At 60.2% G+C, this 25,139-nt stretch carries 21 protein-coding genes; 9 read left to right on the top strand and 12 right to left on the bottom strand.

Annotated elements, in window-relative coordinates:
• Nucleotides 1-34 precede the first annotated feature (34 nt).
• The 9 genes from SM763_RS10325 to SM763_RS10285 all read right to left on the bottom strand — a co-directional run bounded on the left by SM763_RS10325 (nucleotide 35) and on the right by SM763_RS10285 (nucleotide 10,956).
• Nucleotides 35-1,039: an NADPH:quinone reductase gene (locus SM763_RS10325; protein WP_368998460.1), complete on the bottom strand. Its 1,005-nt coding sequence runs from the start codon at nucleotides 1,037-1,039 to the stop codon at nucleotides 35-37.
• A gap of 200 nt (nucleotides 1,040-1,239) precedes the next feature.
• A complete protein-coding gene (locus tag SM763_RS10320; RefSeq protein ID WP_368998459.1) occupies nucleotides 1,240-2,907 on the bottom strand; it encodes a transcriptional regulator in 1,668 nt (555 codons plus the stop codon).
• A 292-nt stretch (nucleotides 2,908-3,199) separates the two neighbouring features.
• Nucleotides 3,200-4,087, bottom strand: coding sequence for an MBL fold metallo-hydrolase (locus tag SM763_RS10315; protein ID WP_368998458.1), 888 nt, complete (start codon nucleotides 4,085-4,087; stop codon nucleotides 3,200-3,202).
• Between the two features lie 251 nt (nucleotides 4,088-4,338).
• Nucleotides 4,339-5,499, bottom strand: a complete 1,161-nt coding sequence (locus SM763_RS10310; RefSeq protein WP_368998456.1) for an ABC transporter substrate-binding protein — start codon at nucleotides 5,497-5,499, stop codon at nucleotides 4,339-4,341.
• Between the two features lie 47 nt (nucleotides 5,500-5,546).
• Nucleotides 5,547-7,442 (bottom strand): AMP-dependent synthetase/ligase, encoded by a 1,896-nt coding sequence (locus tag SM763_RS10305; protein WP_274830183.1) that lies wholly within the window; start codon nucleotides 7,440-7,442, stop codon nucleotides 5,547-5,549.
• 11 nt (nucleotides 7,443-7,453) lie between these two features.
• Nucleotides 7,454-8,227: an ABC transporter ATP-binding protein gene (locus SM763_RS10300; RefSeq protein ID WP_065272845.1), complete on the bottom strand. Its 774-nt coding sequence runs from the start codon at nucleotides 8,225-8,227 to the stop codon at nucleotides 7,454-7,456.
• Nucleotides 8,227-8,994, bottom strand: a complete 768-nt coding sequence (locus SM763_RS10295; protein ID WP_065272844.1) for an ABC transporter ATP-binding protein — start codon at nucleotides 8,992-8,994, stop codon at nucleotides 8,227-8,229. The genes SM763_RS10300 and SM763_RS10295 overlap by 1 nt, the downstream gene beginning before the upstream one ends.
• Complete coding sequence (locus SM763_RS10290; RefSeq protein WP_065272843.1) at nucleotides 8,991-10,076, bottom strand: branched-chain amino acid ABC transporter permease; 1,086 nt, start codon at nucleotides 10,074-10,076, stop codon at nucleotides 8,991-8,993. The genes SM763_RS10295 and SM763_RS10290 overlap by 4 nt, the downstream gene beginning before the upstream one ends.
• Nucleotides 10,077-10,080: 4 nt before the next feature.
• Nucleotides 10,081-10,956 carry a branched-chain amino acid ABC transporter permease gene (locus SM763_RS10285; protein ID WP_065273757.1) on the bottom strand — a complete coding sequence of 292 codons (876 nt, stop codon included), beginning with the start codon at nucleotides 10,954-10,956 and terminating at the stop codon, nucleotides 10,081-10,083.
• A 316-nt stretch (nucleotides 10,957-11,272) separates the two neighbouring features.
• On the opposite strand from SM763_RS10285, the gene SM763_RS10280 reads away from it, so the two are divergent.
• Nucleotides 11,273-11,884 carry a TetR/AcrR family transcriptional regulator gene (locus SM763_RS10280; protein WP_065272842.1) on the top strand — a complete coding sequence of 204 codons (612 nt, stop codon included), beginning with the start codon at nucleotides 11,273-11,275 and terminating at the stop codon, nucleotides 11,882-11,884.
• On the opposite strand, the gene pcaQ is transcribed toward SM763_RS10280, so the two are convergent.
• Nucleotides 11,881-12,795, bottom strand: coding sequence for a pca operon transcription factor PcaQ (pcaQ, locus tag SM763_RS10275; RefSeq protein WP_368998455.1), 915 nt, complete (start codon nucleotides 12,793-12,795; stop codon nucleotides 11,881-11,883). The genes SM763_RS10280 and pcaQ overlap by 4 nt on opposite strands.
• Nucleotides 12,796-12,888: 93 nt before the next feature.
• Here pcaQ and pcaC point away from each other — a divergent pair, with 93 nt between their 5' ends.
• The 5 genes from pcaC (at nucleotide 12,889) to SM763_RS10250 (ending at nucleotide 16,755) form a co-directional block, all read left to right on the top strand.
• Entirely contained in the window at nucleotides 12,889-13,296 is a 408-nt protein-coding gene (gene pcaC / locus SM763_RS10270) for a 4-carboxymuconolactone decarboxylase (RefSeq protein WP_274835098.1), read from the top strand.
• A 13-nt stretch (nucleotides 13,297-13,309) separates the two neighbouring features.
• Nucleotides 13,310-14,050, top strand: a complete 741-nt coding sequence (gene pcaH / locus SM763_RS10265) for a protocatechuate 3,4-dioxygenase subunit beta (protein ID WP_274835099.1) — start codon at nucleotides 13,310-13,312, stop codon at nucleotides 14,048-14,050.
• The gene (gene pcaG, locus SM763_RS10260; RefSeq protein ID WP_347510597.1) at nucleotides 14,050-14,670 is read left to right on the top strand and encodes a protocatechuate 3,4-dioxygenase subunit alpha; all 621 of its coding nucleotides are present in this window, start codon (nucleotides 14,050-14,052) and stop codon (nucleotides 14,668-14,670) included. The genes pcaH and pcaG overlap by 1 nt, the downstream gene beginning before the upstream one ends.
• Nucleotides 14,671-14,682: 12 nt before the next feature.
• Complete coding sequence (locus SM763_RS10255) at nucleotides 14,683-15,513, top strand: 3-oxoadipate:acetyl-CoA acetyltransferase (RefSeq protein WP_274868894.1); 831 nt, start codon at nucleotides 14,683-14,685, stop codon at nucleotides 15,511-15,513.
• Nucleotides 15,514-15,834: 321 nt separating this feature from the next.
• Nucleotides 15,835-16,755, top strand: a complete 921-nt coding sequence (locus SM763_RS10250; RefSeq protein ID WP_274830188.1) for a PHP domain-containing protein — start codon at nucleotides 15,835-15,837, stop codon at nucleotides 16,753-16,755.
• Between the two features lie 34 nt (nucleotides 16,756-16,789).
• Here the strand turns inward: SM763_RS10250 and cueR are convergent, their stop codons facing one another.
• Nucleotides 16,790-17,203 (bottom strand): Cu(I)-responsive transcriptional regulator, encoded by a 414-nt coding sequence (gene cueR / locus SM763_RS10245; RefSeq protein ID WP_274830189.1) that lies wholly within the window; start codon nucleotides 17,201-17,203, stop codon nucleotides 16,790-16,792.
• Between the two features lie 357 nt (nucleotides 17,204-17,560).
• Between cueR and SM763_RS10240 the strand changes: the two genes are divergently transcribed.
• Both SM763_RS10240 and SM763_RS10235 read left to right on the top strand, forming a co-directional pair.
• The gene (locus tag SM763_RS10240) at nucleotides 17,561-18,676 is read left to right on the top strand and encodes an S-(hydroxymethyl)glutathione dehydrogenase/class III alcohol dehydrogenase (protein ID WP_065272835.1); all 1,116 of its coding nucleotides are present in this window, start codon (nucleotides 17,561-17,563) and stop codon (nucleotides 18,674-18,676) included.
• A 137-nt stretch (nucleotides 18,677-18,813) separates the two neighbouring features.
• Nucleotides 18,814-19,476, top strand: coding sequence for a GntR family transcriptional regulator (locus tag SM763_RS10235; RefSeq protein ID WP_368998454.1), 663 nt, complete (start codon nucleotides 18,814-18,816; stop codon nucleotides 19,474-19,476).
• Between the two features lie 37 nt (nucleotides 19,477-19,513).
• On the opposite strand, the gene SM763_RS10230 is transcribed toward SM763_RS10235, so the two are convergent.
• Nucleotides 19,514-20,608 carry a M24 family metallopeptidase gene (locus tag SM763_RS10230; RefSeq protein WP_368998453.1) on the bottom strand — a complete coding sequence of 365 codons (1,095 nt, stop codon included), beginning with the start codon at nucleotides 20,606-20,608 and terminating at the stop codon, nucleotides 19,514-19,516.
• A 476-nt stretch (nucleotides 20,609-21,084) separates the two neighbouring features.
• On the opposite strand from SM763_RS10230, the gene SM763_RS10225 reads away from it, so the two are divergent.
• Nucleotides 21,085-25,065 (top strand): Ig-like domain-containing protein, encoded by a 3,981-nt coding sequence (locus tag SM763_RS10225; RefSeq protein WP_368998451.1) that lies wholly within the window; start codon nucleotides 21,085-21,087, stop codon nucleotides 25,063-25,065.
• The last annotated feature ends 74 nt before the right edge of the window (nucleotides 25,066-25,139 follow it).

Here is a 25,139-nt window from a genome sequence, read left to right as displayed (position 1 = left end):
TTCCAACACCACAGGCGCCCCCCCTTCCCGCCCCTTATTTCATTGGATTTTCAGAAGTTTGCAGCAAAATCACGCCTTTGCGATCACCACCCTCAACGGCTTCATGCGCTGTGGCGGCCTCGGCCAGAGGAAAGATTTTCGCCACGGGAACCGACAGGGCCTCAGCCTCCAGGGCGCGATTCAAACGGGCGATCGCCGCCTCGCGTTGGGTCGGCGTCAGCAGGTAGACCAGAGCCATCTCCAACGTGACCGCCTTGAACATCAGCGGATAGAAGGGCAAGACGGGTTGCATCGCCTTTGCCGAGCCATAGGCCGTGATCCGGCCGTTCGGGGCGATCACTGCCGCGTCCACCTCGGCGTTGGCGCCAAACTCCACCTCGACGATCAGATTGACGAGCTGGCCGTGATTTGCAGCGATGATCTGGTCGCTGAGGTCCGTAGCGCTGTAATCCAGCACCGCGTCGGCCCCGGCCGCCAGAACACGGTCTCGCGCAGCTGCGGAACAGGTCGCGATCACCCGCGCACCGCCCCATTTGGCCAATTGTACAGCCAAAAGACCTACGGTCCCTGCCCCGCCCTGCACCAGAACGGTTTTGCCGGAAACCTCGCCACCGGAGAACACAGTATGACAGGCGGTCAGCCCCGGAATGCCAAGCGCGGCACCGGTTTCAAAATCGACCGTGTCAGACATGGGTACCGCCTGCTCCTGCGGCAGGCAGATCTCGCTTGCGGCGGTGCCATAGGCGCGCTGCCACTGACCGTTCCAGATCCAGACTCGCTGCCCGACTCGCGCCGGTTCCACGCCTTCGCCGACTTCGGTGATGACGCCCGCGCCATCGCTATGAGGAATGATTGCGGGAAAGGGCAGTTCGGTGACACCCGCCCGTGCTCCGGCCCGCGCTTTGACATCGGAAGGATTGACGCCGGAATAGGCCAGCGCGACGCGTACCTCGCCAGAGGCAAGTTCGGGTGCTGGCAGGGTTTCAAGGGACAGGACCTTTTGGGCAGGTCCGAAGGCGCGGTAAACGACGGCTTTCATGATGGGGCTCCATTTTCTGTGTCAGCCCGGAACGACGTCGGCCCGGACCTTTGACAGACAAGGAGCCTCAAGACGGCCACAGACACAAGGCGGTTCCCACAAAAGCGCCGCCCCGATGAACAGAGACCCACAGATTTGCCGGGTGTCAGGCAGCAAGCGCCTCCCCTCGCTTCAGCGTGGTGCTCTGGATCAGAGAGGTATCAGTCCGGGACACCCGCCATTTTTAGCGCATGCCCCCATTCCTCTCCGGCAGGCCCTGCCGCAAGCGGCGTGTAGTTGTGGTACCGGCTCATATTGAACATTGGCGCGGCCTTCAGAAGATCCTGAACCGTATCGCGGGCTTCAGAGGTGCGCCCCGACATCTGCAAAGCAATGGCCTTGGTCCCCAGACTGGTCGGATAGGAGGCATTTGCCTCAAGCGACCGGTCCGCAAGCTCGATCGCCCGCCCATAATTTCGCGCGGTCAGGTTCGCGACTGCGGATTCCGCGTCGAAATAATAGCGTTGCGGCCCCAGTGGGGACAGCCGCCGCGCAGCATCTGTCAGTTGTACCGCCTCGTCCGGGCGGTCCTGATAGGCCCGGGTGGTACCTTTGAGCAACAGGGCCAAGGCTTCGTTTGGATTGTCCTTCAAAGCCAGATCATAGGAAGTCTGCGCCAGATCGAAATGGAACAGCAGATGGCTGGAAATCACGCCCTTCAGCGTATGCGCCAACGAGAAAGACGGATCCGCGCTGAGCGCCGAGGTCGCAAGCTGTTCTGCAAGATGGATATCAAGCTGTCGATCGTTGGAAAAACCCTTCTGGATCCGCAGTACGTGCCAGAACCCCATCCATGTCAGAGCAAGCGGATGCTGCGGGGCCCGGCTCAGCAGCACGTTCAAAATTTCACGTGCCTTTTCAAAGGAAGCGGGGTTCATGTCCTGCATCAGGGAAATCGCGCCCATTAACAGCGTGTGCCCCTCCAGCCCTGCCAGCGGCTTGAAGCCGATAAGGCGGATCGATTCGCCCACAACCGTTTGACCGATTTGGCGCGTGGCATCTCTCAGGGCCGCGCTTTGTCCCTCCATCAGGTCCGACAACGGTCCCTGGAAGCTGCGCGACCAGATCACCTTTTCGCGCACCGCATCGTGCAACTCGATATCCGCATTCATCACCTGCCCGCGCACATGCACCACACCAGACACCAAATAGTTCACCCCTGCCACCTGCGAGACCTCGATCGGGCGGATACGGTTCGGGTCGAATTGCCGCGAGGCCAGATAAGATGTCACGGTGAAAGCCTGACTGCGTGCAAGGCAGCGAGACAGTTCTTCGGACAGCAATGAGCCCAGAGGCGAGGTGTCCTCGCCCGGGGTGTGTTGCACGAAGGGCAAGACCGCGATCGGAGGCAGAAGATCATTATACTGCACCCGACCGGTTTGCCCGATTTGCCCAGCGCCGCCGGTGGGCTGCCCTGTCTGCTTTGCCTCGAAGTCCGCGCGCATCTGGGCCAGCCAGCTTTCGAACCGGGTCTCATGCGGCAGTTCGAAACCCTCCATGAACTCGGCCTGATCCTCGGGCTCAATGAACTCCACCCGTGACAGGTCCAGAGTAACGCGTTCCCGATTAGCAGTGATCGCCTGGGCCGCTTCCGGTCCCAGATGGCGTTTTAACGTCGATAATGCCGTCCTCAGGCTGGCCTTTGCTTGTTCAGGTTGAGCAAGGCTCCACAAAGTGTGTTCTAAAAATGCTCTTGTTCGGATACCCGATGCTGAGGTCGCCAAAAGGGCCATCAAGGCCTGATGCTTGGCCCCTAGGGGTACGCTGCTGCCATCCGACAGAAATACACCGAACGCGCCGAACTGATTCAGCTTGATCAAATTACACATTAATCCACCTAATCGACCGTGATCGCAGGATCAAATTACAACAATGCGACGCAAAGATGTAGTGAAAAATCACCTTTTCAAATAAATAAAGATAATTGAATTGAAATTTACATGTATCAAGTTTCTTTAAACACGCATAGGAATAGTAACGGGATGAATTGCCGCCAAGCCAATAAGCTGGATTTTCCGAAAAAATTCGGATTTTCCGCCTTTAACCGCGCCCCAGACGACGCGGGGCGCGGCTTCTCTTAAAAACATAGTTTAACTTAGGCCAAATTTACAAGGAGGCAAGTTACAACGGGATAAACCGGTAACCGCCCCCCTTGCGCGCGACCTGACCCAAACCACGCTCTGGTAGATGGTAGCCAATCACCCGCGTCTGCTCGTGAGCCAGTTGATCCAGCAAGCTCATGCGGGCGACAGCGGCCATGGCTGCATCCTGGTCGGATCCCACGTGCCAATCGGGCCTTTCAAAGCTCACGTGGGAATTGCCGATGGCATCGCCAAGCACCATCACGCTCTCGCTGCCGGACCTGAGTTCAAAGGACATATGGCCCGGCGTATGACCATAGGTCGCCCGCGCCGCGACACCGGGCAGGATTTCTTCGCCATCGCGGAACCGGGTGATCTGGTCCTCCAGGATCTCCATCCGCCGAAGCGCCCCGGCGGCCATGGTAGCGCGGGCCTCGCCGATCGTGTCAATGGTGCTGGGGTCGAACCAGAAATCCCATTCCTGCTGTCCGATGAAATGTTCGGCATTGGCAAACAGAGGATCATCGAAATCGTCCAGAACGCCCCACAGGTGATCCGGGTGGCAATGGGTGAACACCACATGGGTGACGTCCTCGGGGGATACGCCCGCCGCCTCCAGCGCGGCGGGCAGTTGCCCCGCGCTGGCCTGGAAGGCCGGGCCGGAACCGGCATCGAACAGCACGACACGGTCGCCCTGACGCATCAGCGTGACATTCAGCGGAGGCTCCATCGGATCCTGGGCAACGCCGTGCCGCGTCAGGATCGGCATCAGCTGCTCTGGCGACTGCTCGGGGAACAGGAACCCCTGAGGCAGTACCAGATTGCCATCAGACAGGGTCTGAAGGGACATATCGCCAATCATCAGCTGATCGCCGCCCGAGGCTGCAGCCGCCGATGCCATACCAGCAGCAGATCCTGCCAACGCCATACTGGCCCCTGCCCCTTGCAGAAATTCTCTTCTGTTCACACCCATTGCACCTGCCTCCCAATAATGCATCTGCGCAAATATCCGGCCGCCATGGCGCAGTTATATTCACGTACGCGAATTTATATAATTTGGGGTTTGGCAATGTAAAGCCGGGCGCAGAACACCGGGCAAAAACAGACGCGGCTGACAAACAGAAAACCGGCGCGGGTCACCCCGCACCGGTTCATATCAGAATAACTAAAGAGCGCGCGTTACTGGCGGCTCAGTTCTTTCCATTTGCCATCTTCGACAACCGAGATCACGATATCGTCCGCACCACGGTGATCATCAGCCGCATAGGTGATCTTGCTGTCGGTCAGCTTATCATAGAAATTGAGGCTCTCCATCCCCTTGATAAAGCTTTCCTGCGTCAGATCCTGACCCGCGGCCTCAAGCGCGCGAATGACCGTATCCGCTGCGGAATAACCCAGCATGGCAAAGCCACCGGCCGGCTGACCGAACTTTTCCTCATAGGCCTTCATGAATTCGGCCGGCACCGGATCTTCGGCGCGTGCGATCAGGCTGACCCAGCCAGCCGCCGCGTAAAGACCATCGGTCACACCACCAGGAACGGCAGCAACCACATCAAGGAACCCGGCCGACGTGTTGAGGAATTTCACATCGGTCCAGCCCAGTTTCTTGGCGGTGCCGACAACGGTGATGCCCTGCCGCACGCCCAGCGCCAGTGTAACCACGTCACAGCCAGCGGACTTCAGCTTTGTGAGCGAGCCGACAAAATCCAGCTCATCCGGCTTGTGCGAGGTTTCCGCCGCATAGGTCAGGCCCCGCTCTTTGCTTACATCCTCGGTGCTTTCCTGAATTTCCTTGCCGAAATCCGACGGGATATACATCGAGCAGACTTCCTTGGCATCGAATTCACCGGCCAGATATTTCACGCCGACCTGCACCTGATCGTAGTAGCTGGAAAAGCCGATAAATTTGTTGTGCATCGGTTCCTGAAGCATCTGACGCGCGGCGGACAGCGGGCTGATGTTCGGAATGCCCTTGGGGTCCAGCAGCTTGAAGCCAGCCACGTTCATCGGTGTGCCCAGCGACAGAAGCATGGCAAAAGCCTTGTCGCGGTTCAGCAGCTTGTTGTAGCCCTGCATCGCGCGCGGGATCTGATAGCCGTTGTCCTCGACGACGAACTTGATCTGGCGACCATGCACACCGCCTGCGGCGTTAATTTCATCAAAGCGCAGGTTGGCGCCATTGACCGCCGGCACGCCCACCGCAGCAAAGATACCGCTGAGGTCATTCACCGAGCCGATTACGACTTCGCTGTCCGTAACCCCCTGAGTGTCGGCCTGAACAGCCGTGGCCCCGGCAAGGGCTACAGCCGCCATCGTCAGCGCAGATGTCAGTTTTTTCATTTTCGCTTCCTCCCTAAATAACTGTCCGGCGTTCCTTGTCGCCGCCGCTAGTACATATCGTCGATTAGTGCCTTGTGCTTCTTCTCCACAAAACTGCGTTTCAGTTTCATCGTTGCGGTCAACTCGTCGTCCTCGGCCGTCAGAAGAACGTTGATCAGGCGGAAATCCTTGATCTGTTCGACCCGTGCAAAGTCCCGGTTCACAGCTTCGACCTCTGCTCCGATCAGCTGTACCACCTCCTCCGCGGCACAGAGCGATGCAAAGTCGCTAAAGGGTATCTTGCGGTCCTGCGCGAATTTCTCAACATTTTCCTGATCGATCATGATCAGACAGGTGAGATATTTGCGCCCGTCCCCGATCACCACCGCATCCGAGATATAGTGGCTGAACTTCAACCGGCTTTCGATTTCGGCCGGGGTGATGTTCTTGCCGCCTGCGGTGATGATGATGTCCTTGATCCGGCCGGTGATCGTCAGATTGCCCTTGTCATCCAGCCTGCCGACATCACCCGTGCGCAGCCAGCCATCGGTGGTAAAGGTCTCGGCGGTCTTTTCATTGTTGCGCCAGTAACCCTGGAAGTTGTTGAGCCCCTTGGTCTGGATCTCCCCGTCTTCCGCGATACGCACCTCGACCCCCGGCACCGCATGCCCCACCGTTCCCGGCGCGTTGGTGTCGAAAGTGTTGATGGTGGACAGGCCGGCGTTCTCGGTCATGCCGTAGCCTTCGATCAGCGGCACACCGATGGACCAGTACCATTCCAATAGCTCGGGTGAGATCGGCGCGGCGCCGGTTCCGCCCCGGCGCATCTTGTCCATGCCCAGCATCCGGCGCAGATTGCGCAGAACCGCAAAATCCCAGAAGGCATAAGACGCCGCCACGCCCGAAGGGACGGGTTTTCCGTACATCACGTATTGCGCCCTCTTGCGCCCGGCCTTGACCGCCTGATGGAAGGCCATACGGCCAATCGGCGTAGCTTCCTGCGCCAGAACCAGGACCCGGGAGTAGATCTTTTCCCAGACCCGCGGCACCGCGAAAAAGGTCGCCGGAGAGACCTCCTGCATATTGTCGAACACGGTTTCCGGGCTTTCGGCGAAGTTCACCGTGCTGGAAGCCGCGAGCGGGAAATAGACCGACACGTTGCGTTCAAGGATGTGGCACAGCGGCAGAAAACACAGTTGATCATCCGTCTTGTAGACTTCCAACGCCCGCGCCCCTGCCTCGGTCGAGGCAAGGATATTCTCATTGCTGAGCATAGCGCCTTTGGGCATGCCCGTGGTGCCCGATGTATAGATCAGAAGCGCCGTGTCCTCGGGCTGGGATTTGGAAATTTCAGCCTCGAAGGTGCCGGGATGGCGCGCTTCATAGGCTTTACCCAGCTCGTACAGATCCTCGATGAAAAGGCATTTTTCATGATCCAGATCATGCAGCCCTTCGCGTTCATAGATGATGACCTTGGCCAGCCCCGGAACCTGATCGGCGATCTCAAGGTATTTGTCGAGCTGTTCGTCGTTTTCGACAAACAGGAACCGGCTGTCGCTGTCATTGACCAGATAGGCCAGCTGCGAGGCGGAGTCCGTGGTGTAGACGCCAGAGGCAATCCCGCCGACACCCTGAATACCCAGATCGGAGTAAAGCCACTCGCGCCGGTCCTCACTTAGGATCGACACCACCTCGCCGCGTTTCAGACCCAGCGACATCAGGCCAAGGCCAATCCATTTCGCGTGATCCCAGTAATCGTTCCAGGAATAGGCTTTCCAGATGCCCATATCCTTTTCGCGGTGAGCAGTTCGGTCGCCCAGTGCCTGACAACGCAGCTGAAACAGTTTCACGATGGTGTCACAGCCGTCCACCAACACCGGGCGCTGGCCCGGCTCTGCGTTGAACGAAACGCCGTTGAGAACCACCTGCGGGTGTGCGGTCTGTCCAAGGTTTTGCATGTTCATCCCTTCCCCCCTCATCGCCACGTCTTCTTGCGTTTCCAGCGTTTCTCTCCGCGCTGGCCTTCTTCCTGGTGGCCCAAATAAAAGGCCTGGATGTCCTCGGACTGCATCAGGCGGTCGGCGGTGCCGTCCATCACAATGCGGCCGATCTCCATCACATAGCCCACGTCCGCCAGTTCCAGCGCGATGCGGGCGTTCTGTTCCACCAGCATCATGGTCACGTGTTCCTCGGCGTTGAGCCGCCGCAGAATGGCAAATATCTCCTGCACCAGAAGCGGCGACAGGCCGAGGCTGGGTTCATCCAGCAGCATGATCTTGGGCCGCAGCATCAGCCCACGCCCGATCGCCAGCATCTGCTGCTGGCCGCCGGACAGCGTCCCGGCCTCCTGGTCGCGCCGTTCGGCGAGGATCGGGAAATAGTCGAACACCATCTCCCGGTCCTTTTCGATCTCGGCCCTGTCCGAACGGGTGTAAGCGCCAAGGCTCAGATTTTCATTCACCGTCAGCAGCGGGAAGACCTCGCGGCCTTCCGGCACGTGTACGATGCCCTGGCTGACGATCTTGTGCGGCTCCTGCCCCTGAATCGGCTTGCCATCGAACAGCACTTCGCCCTTTTCAGGATCCATGATGCCCGAGATCGTTTTCAGAAGGGTGGATTTCCCGGCGCCATTGGCGCCCAGAACGGTGACGATCTGCCCCTTGTCCACCTTCAGCGACACGCCCCGGATCGCCATGATTGGCCCATAAAAGCTCTCGAGGTTCTTGATTTCCAGCAAAGGCTCTCCCATCAGACAGCCCCCGCGCCAAGATAGGCCTCGATCACGGCCGGGTTTGACTGCACCTCAGCCGGGGTGCCTTCGGCCAGCTTGGCCCCATCCGCCAGCGCCAGAACGCGGTCGGACACGCCAGAGACCAGCCCCATGTCATGTTCCACCATCAATACGGTGATCCCCATCTGTTTGCGGATATCATCAATCCACCAACGCATGTCCTGCGTTTCCTCAACCGAAAGTCCCGAGGCAGGTTCATCCAGCAACAAGAGCCGCGGCCCCGAGGCCAGCGCCCGGCCCAGTTCGACCACCTTGCGCACGCCATATGGCAGGCCAGCGATCATCTTGTTCCGGTAGGGCTGCAGGTCGAGGAAATCGATCACCTCCTCCACGGCCTCGCGGTGGCGGTGCTCTTCGCGGCGCACACGCGGGGCAAAGAACAGCTCTTCGATCAGCGTGGACTTACGGTGGCGGTGCCGCCCCACAAGAAGGTTCTGCAATACCGTCGCGTGATCAAAGAGTTCAATGTTCTGAAAGGTCCGCGCAATGCCAAGATCCGCCACCTCGTCCGGTTTGCGATCCAGCAGGTTCTGCCCGTCGAAGGTGAAAGAGCCCGCATAAGGTTCGTAGAACCGCGAAATCAGGTTGAACACGGTCGACTTCCCTGCCCCGTTCGGGCCGACGATGGCGTAGACTTCGCCTTCCTCGACCGAAAAGGAAAGATCGTTCACAGCCACAACGCCACCGAATTTCAGCGTTGCATTCTTGATCTCCAAAAGGCTCATCTCAAACGCTCCGTCTTCAGGTAGGTTTTCTGGCGACGGAACATGTCCTTGCGCGCAAAGGGGAACAATTCGAACCAGGTCCGTATCTTCAGCCAGCGACCGTAGATGCCCATGGGTTCGAACAGGATGAACAGGATCAGGATCATGCCGAAGACGCCGGTTTCCAGCCCCGGGATGGCGACGCCGCCACCGATCACGCTGTCTTTGAGGATCGACAGACCCTGGGGCAGGAAGGCCACCACAACTGCGCCGAAGAAGGCCCCGTGAATGGAGCCGAGGCCGCCAATCACGATCATCATCAGCAGGGTGATCGAAATCACGATCGAAAAGGTCTCGTTGTTGAATGTGCCCGCATAGTATCCCATCAGCGCACCAGCCCAGCCGGTGATCATGCACGACAGGCCAAAGGCGGTCGCCTTGGTGCGTGCAATGTGAACGCCCATAGCAGTCGCCGAGACCTCACTGTCACGCACCGCAGCAAAGGCACGGCCCAAAGGCGAGCGCAGCAGGTTGCGGTAGAACAGTGTGCAGATGATGGTGACGACAAGCACCAGATAGTAGAACCGGGTCGGCATCGACCAGCGTTCAATCTCGAACCCGAAAATGGTGATCATATCCGGGAACTTGCCCGACACGCCGCCAGTCCAGGGCTCCAGAAGGACGATAATGTCATCGGCAAGGATCGACAGGGCAATGGTAGCAATCGCCAGATAGATCCCGTGCAGCCGCAGGGCCGGAATGGCGATCACGGCGCCGACGATCCCGGTGATGACCCCGGCCAGCGGGAAAGCCAGAATGAACGGCAGCCCCTGTTCGATCAGGATCGTGTTGGTGTAGCAGCCGATGGCCAGAAACGCCGCATGGCCAAGGCTGGCCTGACCGGTCTGACCGGTCAGCAGCATCAGACCCAGACCGGCAATCGCCCAGATCAGCACGTTGGTGACTTCGCCAATATAGAACTCGTTGATCAGGAACGGCAGGCCAAAGGCAATCAGGATCAGAAGGCCATAAACGCAGGCCGTCCACATGTCGGGGAACAGGCGGATATCCTGCTCATAGGTGGTTTTGAAATGAATGCGCATGGGATCAGACCTTCTTCACTCGGACCTGGCTGAACAGGCCGTGCGGACGGAACACCAGCACCGCCAGAAGCAGCGCATAAGGCGCGATCTGCGAATAGCCCGCCGCAAGATACCGTGCCGCGAAGGGCTCGATCACACCCACGATCAGACCACCAGCCAGTGCACCGGGGAGCGAGCCGAAGCCGCCGATGACAGCCGCCGCAAAGGCCTTGATGCCCAAGAGGCCGGCGTTGGGATCAATGGCGCCCTTTGAGGCAAAAAGGATCCCGGCCACGGCAGCGGTTGCACCCGCCAGACCCCAGATCAGCCCCTGCACCCGGCGCACCGGAATGCCCATGAAATAGGCCGCCATCTGGTTTTGACTGGCCGCCTGCATGGCAAGCCCCAGCTTGGTGCGCTGGAAGAACTGGTAAAGCGACCATGTGAGCAGGAAGGTCACCACGATCACCGCGACATCCGCCATGCCCAGCACGACGCCGCCCAGTTGTAGATCGCCCAGCGCGAGCGGGCTTTCCAATGTCTGCGGCTCGTGCCCCCAGATCAAACCAGCCACGAAGCGCAGCACAAAGCCCAGCGCGATGGTCAGGATGACAACCGCAGTCTGGCTCTGCCCGAACAGGTGCCGCAGAATGAAAAAGTCGAGCAGATAGCCAAGAACCGCCATGATCGAAATCGCCAGCGGTGCTGCGACCCAGAATGGCAGGTCCATATATTCTGCGTTGGTAAGGCCAAGGGTCACAAATGCCCCCAGCATCATGAAATCGCCCTGAGCGAAATTGACCGCTTCAGTCGCTTTGTAGATCAGCACAAATCCGAGCGCGATCAGGCCGTAGACACAGCCATTCGCGAGCCCGCTGACCAGGAGCTGCAATACTTCCAAATTTTCCTCCCCCCGCCCGTCATGAGCGGTTCCTGACCCGGTCATTGCCGGGCATATGCGCCTTATTTTACTGGGTTTTCGCTGCGCCTCCTCAAGCGGCGGAAACCCTTGGCGTCTAAAAACAGACTACTGAGTATGTTTTTCCCCTGTCAATTGCTAAGACCCAGCGTCAAAATGGCAAAATGCGGCTATATTTTGAGCATATGCCCCCCTATTGTTCGCTCCGCGCCCGATGGTGTGCGGCAGCGATCAAGGATGGCAAAATGGCCCCTCCAGCCGCGCCGCCCCGCAAGCAGACGACGTCAGGCGATGCATCATGTTAGAACAGATCAGCGCATCCAAAAGCGAAATTCTTGATGCAGCGGCCCATTGTTTCATGACGATGGGCGCCGATTCCGCATCCATCGACGATATCGCGGCCAGCCTTGGATCGACCAAGGGACGGATTTATCATCACTTTCCCTCCAAAGGTGCGCTTCTGGCTGCGGTACAACTGCGCGCCGCGCGGTTCACCTATCAGGCGGTCAGCGCAGTGGCCGATGATGCCCTGCCTCCGCAGCTTTGTCTGGAACGGATGGCCCGCGCCCATGTGATGGAGGTGCTGCGCTCCCTGCCCTACCACAAGGTGATTCTCCAAACCTATACCGGCGCGCGCGCCAAAACCTCCAACGCGTTTGAGCTGGGCATGCAGGCGCAGGTGCGAGCAGAGCACCGGCAGTATGCCGAACTCTTCCGCGACCAGATCGCCCGGGGTATCGAGGCAGATATATTCCCCGAGCGCAACCTGACGGTCACGGTTGCCGGGCTGATGCTGATGCTCAATTCCCCGGTCTTCTGGTATCAGCCGGATCGCGGCGCCGGGCAGGAGTTCCGCAACACCATCGCAGACGATCTGGCAGAAATGGCGCTGGCCAGCCTGCGCGCCTAAGCCTCGCAAATCTCCCGCAGGGCTGCGCAGAACCGCGCCGCGGCGGCAGAGAGCTGGTGTTCACTGCGGATACACAGACCCACCGGACCCAGCGTGCTGTCCGTGTTCAGTGGCAGCAATGCCAGAACGCCCTCCTCCAGGTCGGCCCGCACCACACCATGGCTGATGATCCAGATCGCCCGATGCTTCAGCGTGAACCGGCGCCCAAACGTGGCAGAGACGGTTTCGATCGGGAAACGGGGCACCGTCATCCCCTGCTCCAGAAACATGCGGTCCACCAGCGGCCGGATGATCGACCCTTCCGAGGGCATCAGTACCGGGACCCCCTCAAAGGCATCAGCCGGGACATGCGGCAACGCCGCCAGCGGATGATCATGGGCGACGACCGCGACCACCCGTTCGTGGAACAGCGGATCAAAATCCAGCCCCACCATGTGATCGGGCGCGGGCAGACGTCCCACCACCACATCCAGATTGCCCCGCCGCAGTTGGTCCAGCAGGTATTGATTGTCCCCGGTGCGGACCGAAAACCGGCTGTGGCTACCCTCGGTACGCAGCGCCGCCAGGGCATCCGGCACCACTGTCGCCGACACTGTCGGCAAAGCGCCAATAGCCACCCGTGGCCCTTCTGCCTCGTCCAGCCCCTGCAGCATTGCCACCCCGTCCCGTGCCAGCGCCAGACTGCGCCCGGCGTGGTCGCGGAACATCTCACCATAGGCGGACAGGCGGATACCGCGCCCGTGCCGCTCGACCAAGGGCTTGCCGACAACAGCCTCTAGCTCCCGCAGTGTGCGTGTCACTGCAGGCTGGGTCATGCCCAATGCCTCGGCCGCCTGGGTGACGCTGTCCTGCCGGGCGACCTCGACGAAGACCTCAAGATGGCGCAACTTCAGCTGTGCAGACAGACGCATACCATTTCCAATATGAAATCATGCAATTCACAGCATTATACAGTCCAATTTAGATATGCGATAGTACACACCATATGAAAGAGGGAGGACCGGATGACCGACAGCCGTTACGATCAGGGCATGACCGTGCGCCGCAGCGTGCTGGGAGATGCGCATGTGGATCGCGCCGAAGCTGCCAAGACCGATATGGACGTGGCCTTTCAGACGCTGATCACCGAAGGCGCCTGGGGCACCGTCTGGGCCTCGGACGGGATCGGCCAGCGCGAACGGTCGATGCTGACCCTAGCTCTGCTGGCGGCGATGGGAAATTTCGAGGAAATCCCGATGCATATCCGCGCCACCGCGCGCACGGGCGCCAGCCGCACCGATGTGATCGAAACGTTTCAGCACGTGGCGATCTACGCCGGGGTGCCGCGCGCCAACCATGCGCTGAAACTGGCCAAACAAACCTATGCGGAAATGGATGCCGAAGCCGCCGCGTCCCCGGCATCCAAGACCTGAGGAGGATAGGACAATGACGAAACCGACACAGAACATGGCTGAATTCTACCAGCGCGACCGCCGCTGGCACCCGCCAGCCTATGACAAGGACTACAAAACCTCGGTGGCGCGCTCGCCCAAATTTTCGCTGATCAGCCTTGAAAACACGCCGAGCGAAATCACCGGTCCGCGCTTTGGTCATAGCGATCTCGCCGCCACCGACAACGATCTGATCTCGAACTACGCCAAGCCCGGCGAAAGCCCCATTGGCGAACGGATCATCGTGCATGGCCGGGTACTGGATGAAAACGCCCGACCGGTTCCGAATACTCTGGTGGAAATCTGGCAGGCCAATGCCGGTGGACGTTATCGTCACAAGAAAGACACCTACCTGGCGCCGATTGATCCCAACTTTGGCGGCTGCGGGCGCACCATGACGGATGAGGATGGCTATTACTATTTCCGCACCGTGAAGCCCGGTGCCTACCCGTGGCGCAACTGGGTCAACGACTGGCGCCCGGCGCATATTCACGTTTCGGTCTTTGGCAGCGGTTTTGCCCAGCGCCTGATCACCCAGCTCTATTTCGAGGGTGATCCACTGATCAAAACCTGTCCCATCGTGGCGACGATCCCGGATCCGGACGCCATCGACCAGCTGATCGCGCGACTGGACCGCAACGCGACCATTCCGCTCGACACCATCGCATACAAATTCGACATCGTGCTGCGCGGTCGTCGTTCGACCCTGTTCGAAAACCGTCTGGAGGGGAACTGATGCAACAGAAGCTTGATTATCTGAAAGAAACCCCGTCGCAAACCGCAGGCCCCTACGTCCATATCGGCCTTGCGCCGGGCGCTGCCGGTTTCCAGATCTACGAACAGGAACTGGGTCAGGACATCGCAGGCCCCAATGCCGCAGGCGAGCGGATCCGGATCGAAGGTCTTGTCATCGACGGCATCGGATCGCCGGTGAAGGACGTGCTGCTGGAGGCTTGGCAGGCCAATGCCGCCGGTGTCTATGCCCATCCAGAACATCCCGGCGAAGTCGAAGAGGGTTTTCGCGGCTGGGGCCGCGTGATCACCAACTTTGAAACCGGGGAATGGGCGTTTGAGACCGTCAAGCCCGGCCCGGTTATGGGCCGCAACGGTCAGATGATGGCGCCGCATATCAACCTCTGGATCGTGGCGCGCGGCATCAATATCGGCCTCAACACTCGCCTTTACTTTGACGACGAGGCCGCAGCCAACGCGACGGACCCGGTGATCAACCTGATCGAGTGGGAGAAACGTCGCGAAACCTTGATCGCCAAGCGCAGCGAACGTGATGGGCAAACGGTTTATCGTTTTGACATTTGCCTGCAAGGTGACGATGAAACCGTATTCTTCGACATCTGAGGAGGGACAGAGTTGAGCAAACCCTGCATTATCTGCGTGGCCATCACCGGCTCGGTGCCGCGCAAGGAACATAACCCGGCGGTGCCGATTACCATCGCCGAGCAGATCGAAAGCACTCAGGAAGCTTTTGAGGCAGGCGCCTCGATCGCCCATTGCCACGTGCGCAACGACGATCAGACGCCGACCTCGGACCCAGAAAAATTCGGCCGTCTGCTGGAAGGGCTGAACAAACACTGCCCCGGCATGATCGTGCAGCTGTCCACTGGTGGCCGCTCCGGCGCAGGCAAGGAGCGCGGCGGCATGCTGTCGCTGCGCCCCGACATGGCGTCGCTGTCGGTGGGGTCCAACAACTTCCCCACCCGCGTCTACGAGAACCCGCCGGATCTGGTCGACTGGCTGGCCTCCGAAATGCGCACCTATGAGGTAAAGCCCGAGATCGAAGCCTTCGACCTCAGCCATATCCATCAGGCGGTGAAGATGAGCCGTGAAGGCGCCATTCCGGGCAAGCTCTATGTGCAATTCGTCATGGGCGTGAAGAACGCGATGCCGGTGGACAAGGAAACCTTTGATTTCTACGTCCAGACGGTAAAGCGCCTTGCCCCCGATGCCGAATGGTGCGGTGCGGGCATTGGTCCGGGTCAGATCATGCTGAACGAATGGGCCATCGCCGCAGGCGGTCACACCCGCACGGGTCTCGAAGACAACCTACGCATTGATCGCAACACCATGGCGCCGTCGAACGCGGCCCTGGTCAAACGCGCGGCTGACCTGTGTGAGAAATACGAACGCCCCGTTGCCACCTGGCAGCAGGCGCGGGAAATTCTGGAACTCCGCCCGGCCTGAGCCTAGCGCAGCCTGTTCACGCGGAGTTGTTCTTGAGGTCTGTTTCTCGCAGGCCCGCTTCATACCGCATATACAATAGGCAACGGTCCGGTCTGATCAGGCCGGACCGTTGCGTCACCTCTGCCGCCCCCCTTGCGGGCCCGGCGTCCTCGGCCTACATCCCCCCCTGCGCGCGGCACCCCGTTTCTCTCGAGCCGCTCCTCCCTCGGCGCAGCCTTTTCTTAGGCAGGGGGTTGCCGCGCGCGTTCCTTCTCCTTCTCGTGTCACAAAACCATTGCCAAAGGCCGCTACCAGCCGGGGAACACGGACAGGAGACACCCCATGCTGCACCCCGCTTTTGCCGCCCCCGGAGAGTTTTTCCGCGGCAACCTGCATTGCCATTCCAACAGGTCGGACGGGGTTCTTGACCCGGCGGAGGTCTGCCGCCGCTACAAGGCGGAAGGCTATGATTTCATTGCGCTGACCGATCATTTCGTCGGGCGGTTTGACTATCCGATCACCGACACGCGCGACTTCAGGGACGAGGTCTTCACCACCCTGCCCGGCGCCGAACTGCATTCCGGCGCCATGGAAAACGGTGAGCTGTGGCACATTCTCGCCGTCGGCCTGCCTGCGGATTTTGCGCCGTCCCACTCGCCTGACTTTCACCCCGTCGAAGGCCAGGAAACCGGGCCGCAGATCGCCCGGCGTGCGCGTGAGGCCGGGGCTTTCGTGACCATTGCCCATCCCCATTGGTCGGGCATGACATTGACAGATGCGCGCAGCATCGAAGCGGCCCATGCGGTGGAAATTTACAATCATACCTGTGCCGTCGGCACTGATCGCGGCGAAGGCAGCCATGTCGCCGACCTTCTGCTCTCTGATTGGCGCGACCTGAACCTCATCGCCACCGATGACGCCCATTTCGCTGGCCCCGATCATTTCGGCGGCTGGGTCATGGTCAAGGCAGAAGCCAACGAGCCTGATTTGCTGCTGGAGGCCCTGAAGGACGGAAATTTCTATTCTTCACAAGGGCCCGAGCTGAAGGCTGTGGCGCTGAACGGCGGGCATATCGATGTGGCCTGCAGCCCGGTCTCTTCGGTCATCGTGCAGGGGCATGGCTCTGCCGCAACTCTGCAGCATGGCACCGCGCTGACACAGGCGCGTATTCCGCTCGACCGTCTGAAAGACAGCCCTTGGCTACGGGTTACCGTGATTGACCGCGCTGGCAACCGGGCCTGGTCCAATCCGATCTGGCGCTGACGCGGATCGCACCGACAACCCACAGGAACCGGCGCTACTCCGCGCCGGTTTCCTTTGCACAGAATTCGCCGGACAGATCTTTCAGAATTGGACAATCTGGCCGGTTGTCCCCGGCGCAGCAATGCACCAGTTCAGTCAGTGTATCGCGCATCGCCTGCAAATCGGCGATCTTGGCTTCGATCTTGCCGAGATGCTCCTGCGCCAGATGTTTCACATCGGCGCTGGCGCGGCTTTCATCCTCATAGAGCGCCATCAGCATTCGGCAGTCTTCGATGGTAAAGCCCAGAGCCCGCGCCCGCCCCAGAAAGGCCAGCTTATGCAGGTCGGTTTCGGCAAAACTGCGATAGCCGTTGGCGCTGCGCATGGGTTTGATGAGGCCGATATCCTCGTAATACCGAATGGTTTTGGCAGGCAGCCCTGAGCGGGCTGCAACATCTCCGATATTCATGCTGGTGCCTCCTTCATCCCGGTGTCGCATAGGGCGCTATCGCAGTCACCCCTTTCATCTATAGTCGGTCATCGCCCGTACAAGCACCACCAGACAGGCAGGCGTAAAAGGCATTGCAGATCTTCCCCTCCGAAACGGCCGCACAAGCCCGGATGACGCAGAGCTGCACGCAAGCGCCGGTTTTCTACAATACGCCCTCTTGCAGGTGAAAATCCGTGCAACAGGGGTGCTTGCGCCCATAGGGTGGCGAATGTAACGCTGGCAAAAGCAGGGCCAAAAGGTCCGCCAGCGCATGATGCCTCATGCCACAGAACATCCGGCCCGTCGGCCGCCAGACAGAAGCGAAGGAACCCAAACATGATCCGCACCCGTGCCGCCGTTGCCGTTGCTCCCGGCAAACCGCTTGAAATCATGGACGTGAACCTCGAAGGCCCCAAAGCGGGTGAGGTTCTGGTAGAGATCAAGGCCACCGGTCTGTGCCACACCGACGAATTCACCCGCTCGGGCGATGACCCCGAAGGCATCTTCCCCGCCATCCTGGGCCACGAAGGCGCAGGCGTGGTGATCGAAGTCGGCGAAGGCGTCACCAGCCTGGAAGTGGGCGATCACGTGATCCCGCTTTACACACCTGAGTGCCGCGAGTGCGAATACTGCCTCAACCCGAAAACCAACCTCTGCCAGTCGATCCGCACGACCCAGGGCGCCGGCCTGCTGCCCGATGGCACCACCCGCTTCTCGATGCTGGATGGCACCCCGATCCATCACTACATGGGCTGTTCGACCTTCGCCAACCACACCGTTGTTCCCGAAATCGCGCTGGCCAAGGTGCGCAAGGACGCGCCCTTTGACAAGATTTGCTACATCGGCTGCGGCGTCACTACCGGCATCGGCGCGGTGATCAACACCGCCAAGGTCGAAATCGGCTCCACCGCCATCGTGTTCGGTCTGGGCGGCATCGGTCTCAACGTGATCCAGGGCCTGCGGCTCGCGGGCGCCGACCAGATTGTCGGCGTGGACCTGAACCCCGGCAAGGTGGAGATGGCCACGCATTTCGGCATGACCGATTTCGTCAACCCCGCCGAAGTTGAGGGCGATCTGGTGGCGCATCTGGTTGAACTGACCGGTGGCGGCGCCGATTACACCTTTGACGCCACCGGCAACGTGCAGGTCATGCGCACCGCGCTGGAAGCCGCGCACAAGGGCTGGGGCGAAAGCATCATCATCGGCGTGGCACCCGCAGGGGCCGAGATTTCCACCCGTCCCTTCCAGCTGGTCACCGGCCGCAGCTGGCGCGGTACCGCATTCGGTGGCGCCTCGGGCCGTACCGATGTGCCGAAAATCGTCGACTGGTATATGGACGGCAAGATCGAGATCGACCCGATGATCACCCACAAGCTGTCGCTGGACGAAATCAACCACGGCTTCGACCTGATGCACGAAGGCAAATCCATCCGCGCTGTCGTGGAATTCTGAGACGGGCCAGCCCAACCCGGTTACCAATCAGCGCCGCGGGTCCCTTGGGCTCGCGGCGTTTGCTTTGCGGCTTTCACAGCTGAGCAGAAGCCCTGTATAGAGGGGCCAGTTCACCGCAAGACAGATGAGGCAGAGGCGTGAAGTTTCAGGCCACGGATATTTCACAGACAGCCAGCGCCGCGACGGTCATCTTTGATGCGCTGCGCAAAGCCATCATCGAAGGCGACCTCAGTGATGGTGAACCGCTACGCCAGGAAGAGATCGCCAAGGCGTTCCACACCTCCCGCTTTCCGGTGCGCGAAGCCCTGACCCGGCTGGAACAGCAGGGGCTGGTCAAAACCCAACGCTACAAGGGCGCGGTGGTCGCGACCCTGTCGATGCAGGAGGCAGGCGAGGTTTTCGATCTGCGAGCCAAGTTGGAAGCCGATGTGATCCGTCAGGCGGTTCCAAACATGACACCGGTGACCCTGAATAACGCCGAGGCCTGTCTGGAGAAATTTGCCGCCTCGGACGATCCTATGATCTGGGGGCAACTGAACCGCAAATTCCACGGCGCGCTTTATAGCGTCAGCGGCATGCCCTACCATGTTCAGGTCATCGAAAACGCCATGGACCGGGTGGACCGCTACCTGCGCGCGCAACTGGTGATGAGCGGCGGCGTCGACCGCAGTACCGAAGAACACCGGGCCATCCTGCAGGCCTGCGCGACAGGAGAGGCGGAGACCGCCGCGCGGCTAACTTTTGCTCATATTCAGGATGCCAAGGCCTCGCTTCAGGCGCAGTTGCAATCCGCCAGCTGAAGCACGGGTTCGCCCCCCATTTCCGCGTGGCGTCAGATCAGCCGACGATCATCAGCTCCTTCGGGAACGTGGTCAGCGTACGGCAGCCGTCCTCGGTTATCAGCACGTCATCCTCGATCCGCACGCCAAACAGGCCCGGCCCGTAAAGACCCGGCTCATTGGTGTAGACCGTGCCTGCGGGCAGCTCCTGATGATTGCCACGCATGATATAGGGTGCTTCGTGGACATCGCGGCCAAGCCCATGCCCGGTCTTGGTGCGGATCCGGTCGGCATAGGGCGAGGCTTCCAGAACGCCGGTCACCACATCATCAATCTCATGCGCCGTGACCCCGGCCCGCGTCACCTCCAGCCCAGCCAGATTGGCGCGCAGCACCGTGTCATACACCGCGCGACCTTCGTCACTGACCTCGCCAACAAAAACGGTGCGGGTAATATCGGCGCAGAAGCCGTCCTTGCGGCCGCCGAAATCGAACAGCAGTGCATCACCGGACTGTACCTTGTAATCGGCGCGCGCGTGCGCGTGGGGGCGCGCGGAATTGTCCCCGGCCGCAACGATAGGGGTAAAGGCCAGGTCGTCGGCGCCTTCGGCAAACAGAGCCTGGATCAGCGCACTTTCGATCTCTTTCTCGGTCTGGCCGACACGCACGCCTTCGAGAACCCGATGCAGCGCACGCTCTGACAGGCTGATAGCCGCCTCAAGCGCAGCGATATCAGCCGCCGTCTTGATCATCCGTAGTCCCGAGATCTGACGTTCGGCATCGATGATTTCGACATCGGGCATCGCCTGTTTCAACGCGTGATGCACAAAGACCCGCATCACCTGTCCTTCGACGGCCAGCTGGGTCATCGGTAGATGCGCCGCCAGCGCCGCAAAGGCCCCGGCATAGCCATCCTGATCGCGCCAATCAAAAACCGCCCCATCAAAGCCGACCTGCTCCCAGGAGCCAAGTTCAAGGTTAGGAACGATCGCGGTCGGTTTGCCTTCGGCGGGTATCACCAGAACGAAAGGTCGTTCATGGCTCATGAAACTGTGACCGAGAGCCCGCGTAAAATTCGGCCCGGGCACCAGTGCGATGACCTCCACCTTTAAGGCAGCGGCAAGTTGACGGTAGTCAGCCAAGAGTTGCGTCATCGATTTCGGACCTCGCGCGTTGATGATGTCAGACCAGTGGGGTCTGATCGTTGCAGCAATGCCTCCGTGATAACATCGAAAATTTGACATTGGAAACAGGGCGTTCCCCGCGCGCCCGTTTTCGGGATCAAACTGCGCCCCCGTCCCCGCCCCTGCATCCTCGCGCCCAGAGACATGAGACCGCCTTGGGACTGCCAACATCCTGCAAACGCCTCACAAAGCCGTTAACCATTTGGTAAGAACTGGCGCAAAAACGCTACAAAGTTTAATAGAATTGAGCCAAATGCGGCGGCAAAGCCACTAATCCCACCGCTTGAAAGAGTTTCATGTTACTTAAAATGTAGACATAAGACCCAAAATTGACGCATTATGCCCACAATAAGGCCGCAAAGACGGCCGTTGGGCAAGACGATACAGGCAATGAACCAGGTGACCCGCTTTGGCGGCGTTGTCCGGTCTATAAGCGAGCAAAAAAAATGAGTAGTGTTGGATATATTTCCCGCGATATGACGGGAACGACCGTACAGGGTGTGTTTGCTGAAGGTACGCCGGCCCACCTGAACGTCTCTCAAACAAAAGACATTTCCCTGAACCTTGGCCGATCCGCGGTCGAAAGTTACGCACGGCATGGCGCCGATCTGCATATCGTGCTGGCCGATGGCCAGACCCTCGTGCTGGACAACTTCTTCAGTTACGGCGCGACCGGTGGCAAGAACCTGTTCCTCAGCGCCGATGGCCAGTTCATCGAGGTTGTGCTGGAGGACAAGGCCGATGGCATGCTGTTTGCCAGCTACGAAACACTGGACCTCTCCGGGAAATGGAGCGCCTATGACGAGCTGGTGTTCCTGGATGTCGACCGCATCGAACCGGTGATCGCCCCGCTGGCAGCGCCACTGCTGGGTGGTTTTGGCGCCGCCGGTGTCGCAGCGGCTGGGGTAGTCGGCACCGCCGTACTGGTCACAGACGACAGCGAGACTGGAACGCCTCCGGGCCGCGGCCGGGTGCCCACGGTGGACGACCCCGATGCGGTCTACCCTATCGCCGGCTCGACCAACGATCCGGTCGTGATCACCGGCACCGGCACCCCAGGCTCTGAGGTGCGGGTTCTGATCGGCGGCCATACGGAAACAGTGACCATCCGCGATGACGGCACCTGGACGGCGACAATCGCGATCAACGAACTGCCGCCGGATGGCAATTATGATACCACGGTCGAGGTCACCGACCCGGACGGGAATGATTTCAACCTAGACGGGCCGACGGTGATCATCGACACCACCCCGCCCGAGGCCGAGGTCACCAGCGGCACCCAGTCCACCGGTGATATCGTCAATGCGATCGAGCAAGCCGATGGCCCGGTCATCACCGGCAACGGCGAGCCCGGCGCCCGTCTGAACGTGCGGATCAACAACGTCACCCAACGCACCACGGTCAACGAAGATGGCACCTGGTCTGTCACCTTTGATCCTGCCGATATTCCCACTGGCGAATACGAGACCGCCGTGCGGATCCGAACCACGGATGAGTTCGGCAACCGCAATACCTATCACGATGTGCTGGTGGTCGACACCATTGCGCCGCCCATCGGCATCGACACCGTCGAAGGCGACGACAACATCAACTTTATCGAAGCCTCCGACGGCGTGCGCCTAACTGGAACGGGAGAGGCTGGCGCCTCGATTTCGGTTGAGTTCCAGGGCGTTACGCGGACCACAACGGTTTCGAACAACGGCACCTGGTCGGTACAATACGGGTCAGGGCAAATCGCTGACGGCATCTATGACAGCACCATCTCGGTGACATCGAGTGATGCCGCAGGCAACAGCGCCACCGAAACCCACACGGTGCATATCGATACGGAAAACCGCGTCACAATCAACACTCAGGTGGGTGATGATCACACCATCAACGCTGCCGAACAAGCCGCAGGCGTAACTCTGACCGGCATGGCCGATCCGGGCGCCACCGTTGTTGTTACCTTCGAAGGTATCAGCCACACAGTCACTGCCGGTGCTGACGGCAGTTGGTCATCGGCTTTCTCCACCGCAGAGATCGGAACCGGCACCTATGATGCTACCGTCTCGGCCGTTGCAACGGACACCACGGGCAACGTCTCGACGGTTACCGAAACCATCGGCGTCGATACAGAAATATCCGCCACGCTAGATGCACAGCAAACCGGCGACAACGTGCTGAGCGCGGCAGAAGTCGCCAATGGCTTTGCCCTCACAGGTACTGCCGATGCCGACGCCACTATCGAAGTAACGCTAGAAGGCGTGACCCGCACGGTTACTGCCGATGCAAACGGCAACTGGCAGGCGGATTTCGCGGGCAATGAGCTGTCGACCGGTGAATACGACGCTGCGATTTCCGTGACGGCGACAGATACAGCTGGAAACAGCACCACGACAACCGGCAGTCTGCGCGTTGACACCGCCACCTCTGTGACCATCGATTCAAATCAGGTCGGTGGTGATGACGTCATCAACGCACCCGAAGCAGCAGCCGGTGTCACCCTGACCGGCACCGCCGAGGCAGGCACCTCGGTTGCAGTGACCTTCCAAGGCGCGACCCGCACAGTGACTGCAGATGGCACCGGCGCCTGGAGCGCAGATTTCGCCGCGTCCGAGATCACTGGCGGAGAATATGACGCCCCGGTGACCGCTGTCGCCACAGATGCCGCGGGCAATACCGCCTCCACTAGCAGCACCCTGCATATCGACACGGAAACCAGTGTCACCCTGAACACCGCCCGTGCAAAAAGCGACGGCATCCTCAACGCCGAGGAAATCGCTGACGGCGTGACCCTCTCCGGCTCCGCCGAAGCCGGGGCCTCGGTCGCAGTGACCTTCCAGGGGCAGACCAAAACCGTCGTTGCCGATGCCGATGGCCAATGGAGCGTGGATTATGCCCCCTCCGAAATCGCAGGCGGTGAATATGATGCCCCGATTTCCGCTACTGCAACAGATATTTACGGTAATACGGCCAGCGCCACCGGCACCCTGCGCATCGATACCGAAACCGCAGTGACAATCGATCCGGGACAGGCAGGCGGTGACAATATCGTCAACGCCGCCGAGGCCGAAGCCGGTGTCACCCTGACCGGTGTCGCGGAACCCGGCTCCGAGGTCTCCGTCACCCTTGCCGGTATCACCCGCGCCGCAGTGGTAGATGCCTCCGGAAACTGGAGCGCAACCTTTGAAGCGGGCTCCATCGCCCCCGGCGAATACGACAGTGCCGTGACCGTAGCAGCCACAGATGCAGCCGGAAACACAGCATCGGCGTCTTCAGTCCTGCGGGTGGATACGGTGGCTGGCACTGTCACTCTATCGCCGGATCCCGTAGAGCTTGACGATATCATCAACGCCACCGAGCGTGCGGACGGTGTCGAGATCAGCGGCACCGCCACACCTGGCCTGCTGGTTACCGTCGGGCTTGGCGCCGCCAGTAACCAGGTTGTTGCGGATGTGAACGGTAACTGGAGCACCACTTTTCTGGCGGGTCAGATCCCACAAGGCAACGCAGAACTGCCGATCACTGCCTCCATTGTCGACAGCGCCGGAAATACCGCCAGCGCAACGGATACAGTGGCGCTGGACACGCTGGTCGACCCCTTGACGGTTGCCCCGGACCAGACCGCCGACGATATCATCAACCTCGCCGAACGCGCGGCGGGCGTCACTCTGCAAGGCACCGTGGAACAGGGATCCACCGTTCAGGTCACGATCGCAGGCGTCACCCATGCGGCGACGGTGGATGCTGCCGGCAACTGGAGCGCCGATATCGCCGGTGCAGACCTGCCCGACGGCGATTATACCGCGACAGCAACTATCACCGCGACGGACGGGGCAGGAAACGTCCAATCCCTGACCGAAAGCTTCACGGTCGACACCAGCTACACTACGCCGGATGTGGATGCCGTGACCTTCTCCAGCAGCGATGTGCGCCGGATCAGTACCGAAGGCGCAACCGACAGCTACACGGTGAATGCCCTTAATAGCGATGGTTCGGTCACAGCCCCCACCGCAAGCGTCGATCAGGACCCGGTGTTCGGAACCGAGTTCACCTTCTCGACCCCAGTGTCGGACGGCACCCATCTGGTGATTACTAGCGAGGATAGCGCTCAGAACGCGTCCAGCACGCTGGTCGTTCTGGAGGACAATGCGACCAACAGCGGCGCGCTGGATCATGCGGGGCTACCGCAGTTCAATATCGATGCTCTGAACCTCGACTATGCTTCCGACGTCTCGCTCAGCCTGACCGAGGCCGACATCAAGGCGCTGTCGGGCAATTCCGACACTCTGACCGTGCATGGCGGGGCGGATGACACGCTGACCGTTGCCAATGCATCGGCCGCAGGCGTCGAGGCCGTCGATGGACAGATCTACAACGTCTACACCGTCGGTGACGATGGCACCAAACTGCTGGTGGACCAGGACGTCAACGTTCTCATCTGACGACATGTTCCGGCGACGGGTTTTCCCTGCCGCCGGAACCAACGACAAGCCGAAAACCGGCGACGCAGAAGAAG

Origin of the sequence: Pseudophaeobacter sp. C1-32P7 (assembly GCF_041008775.1) — a bacterium.
In the GTDB taxonomy this organism is placed as follows: domain Bacteria; phylum Pseudomonadota; class Alphaproteobacteria; order Rhodobacterales; family Rhodobacteraceae; genus Phycobacter; species Phycobacter gallaeciensis_A.
This window is presented reverse-complemented; position numbering and strand designations above follow the sequence as displayed.

What these genes read in the sequence shown, in the direction of transcription:
- pcaQ (WP_368998455.1), bottom strand. Translation starts at nt 12,795, where the DNA reads ATGCGTCTGTCTGCACAGCTGAAGTTGCGCCATCTTGAGGTCTTCGTC.
- SM763_RS10320 (WP_368998459.1), bottom strand. Translation starts at nt 2,907, where the DNA reads ATGTGTAATTTGATCAAGCTGAATCAGTTCGGCGCGTTCGGTGTATTT.
- pcaH (WP_274835099.1), top strand. Translation starts at nt 13,310, where the DNA reads ATGACGAAACCGACACAGAACATGGCTGAATTCTACCAGCGCGACCGC.
- pcaG (WP_347510597.1), top strand. Translation starts at nt 14,050, where the DNA reads ATGCAACAGAAGCTTGATTATCTGAAAGAAACCCCGTCGCAAACCGCA.
- SM763_RS10230 (WP_368998453.1), bottom strand. Translation starts at nt 20,608, where the DNA reads ATGACGCAACTCTTGGCTGACTACCGTCAACTTGCCGCTGCCTTAAAG.
- SM763_RS10310 (WP_368998456.1), bottom strand. Translation starts at nt 5,499, where the DNA reads ATGAAAAAACTGACATCTGCGCTGACGATGGCGGCTGTAGCCCTTGCC.
- SM763_RS10250 (WP_274830188.1), top strand. Translation starts at nt 15,835, where the DNA reads ATGCTGCACCCCGCTTTTGCCGCCCCCGGAGAGTTTTTCCGCGGCAAC.
- SM763_RS10295 (WP_065272844.1), bottom strand. Translation starts at nt 8,994, where the DNA reads ATGAGCCTTTTGGAGATCAAGAATGCAACGCTGAAATTCGGTGGCGTT.
- SM763_RS10280 (WP_065272842.1), top strand. Translation starts at nt 11,273, where the DNA reads ATGTTAGAACAGATCAGCGCATCCAAAAGCGAAATTCTTGATGCAGCG.
- SM763_RS10300 (WP_065272845.1), bottom strand. Translation starts at nt 8,227, where the DNA reads ATGGGAGAGCCTTTGCTGGAAATCAAGAACCTCGAGAGCTTTTATGGG.
- cueR (WP_274830189.1), bottom strand. Translation starts at nt 17,203, where the DNA reads ATGAATATCGGAGATGTTGCAGCCCGCTCAGGGCTGCCTGCCAAAACC.
- SM763_RS10225 (WP_368998451.1), top strand. Translation starts at nt 21,085, where the DNA reads ATGAGTAGTGTTGGATATATTTCCCGCGATATGACGGGAACGACCGTA.
- SM763_RS10240 (WP_065272835.1), top strand. Translation starts at nt 17,561, where the DNA reads ATGATCCGCACCCGTGCCGCCGTTGCCGTTGCTCCCGGCAAACCGCTT.
- SM763_RS10315 (WP_368998458.1), bottom strand. Translation starts at nt 4,087, where the DNA reads ATGGCGTTGGCAGGATCTGCTGCTGGTATGGCATCGGCGGCTGCAGCC.
- pcaC (WP_274835098.1), top strand. Translation starts at nt 12,889, where the DNA reads ATGACCGACAGCCGTTACGATCAGGGCATGACCGTGCGCCGCAGCGTG.
- SM763_RS10325 (WP_368998460.1), bottom strand. Translation starts at nt 1,039, where the DNA reads ATGAAAGCCGTCGTTTACCGCGCCTTCGGACCTGCCCAAAAGGTCCTG.
- SM763_RS10305 (WP_274830183.1), bottom strand. Translation starts at nt 7,442, where the DNA reads ATGAACATGCAAAACCTTGGACAGACCGCACACCCGCAGGTGGTTCTC.
- SM763_RS10290 (WP_065272843.1), bottom strand. Translation starts at nt 10,076, where the DNA reads ATGCGCATTCATTTCAAAACCACCTATGAGCAGGATATCCGCCTGTTC.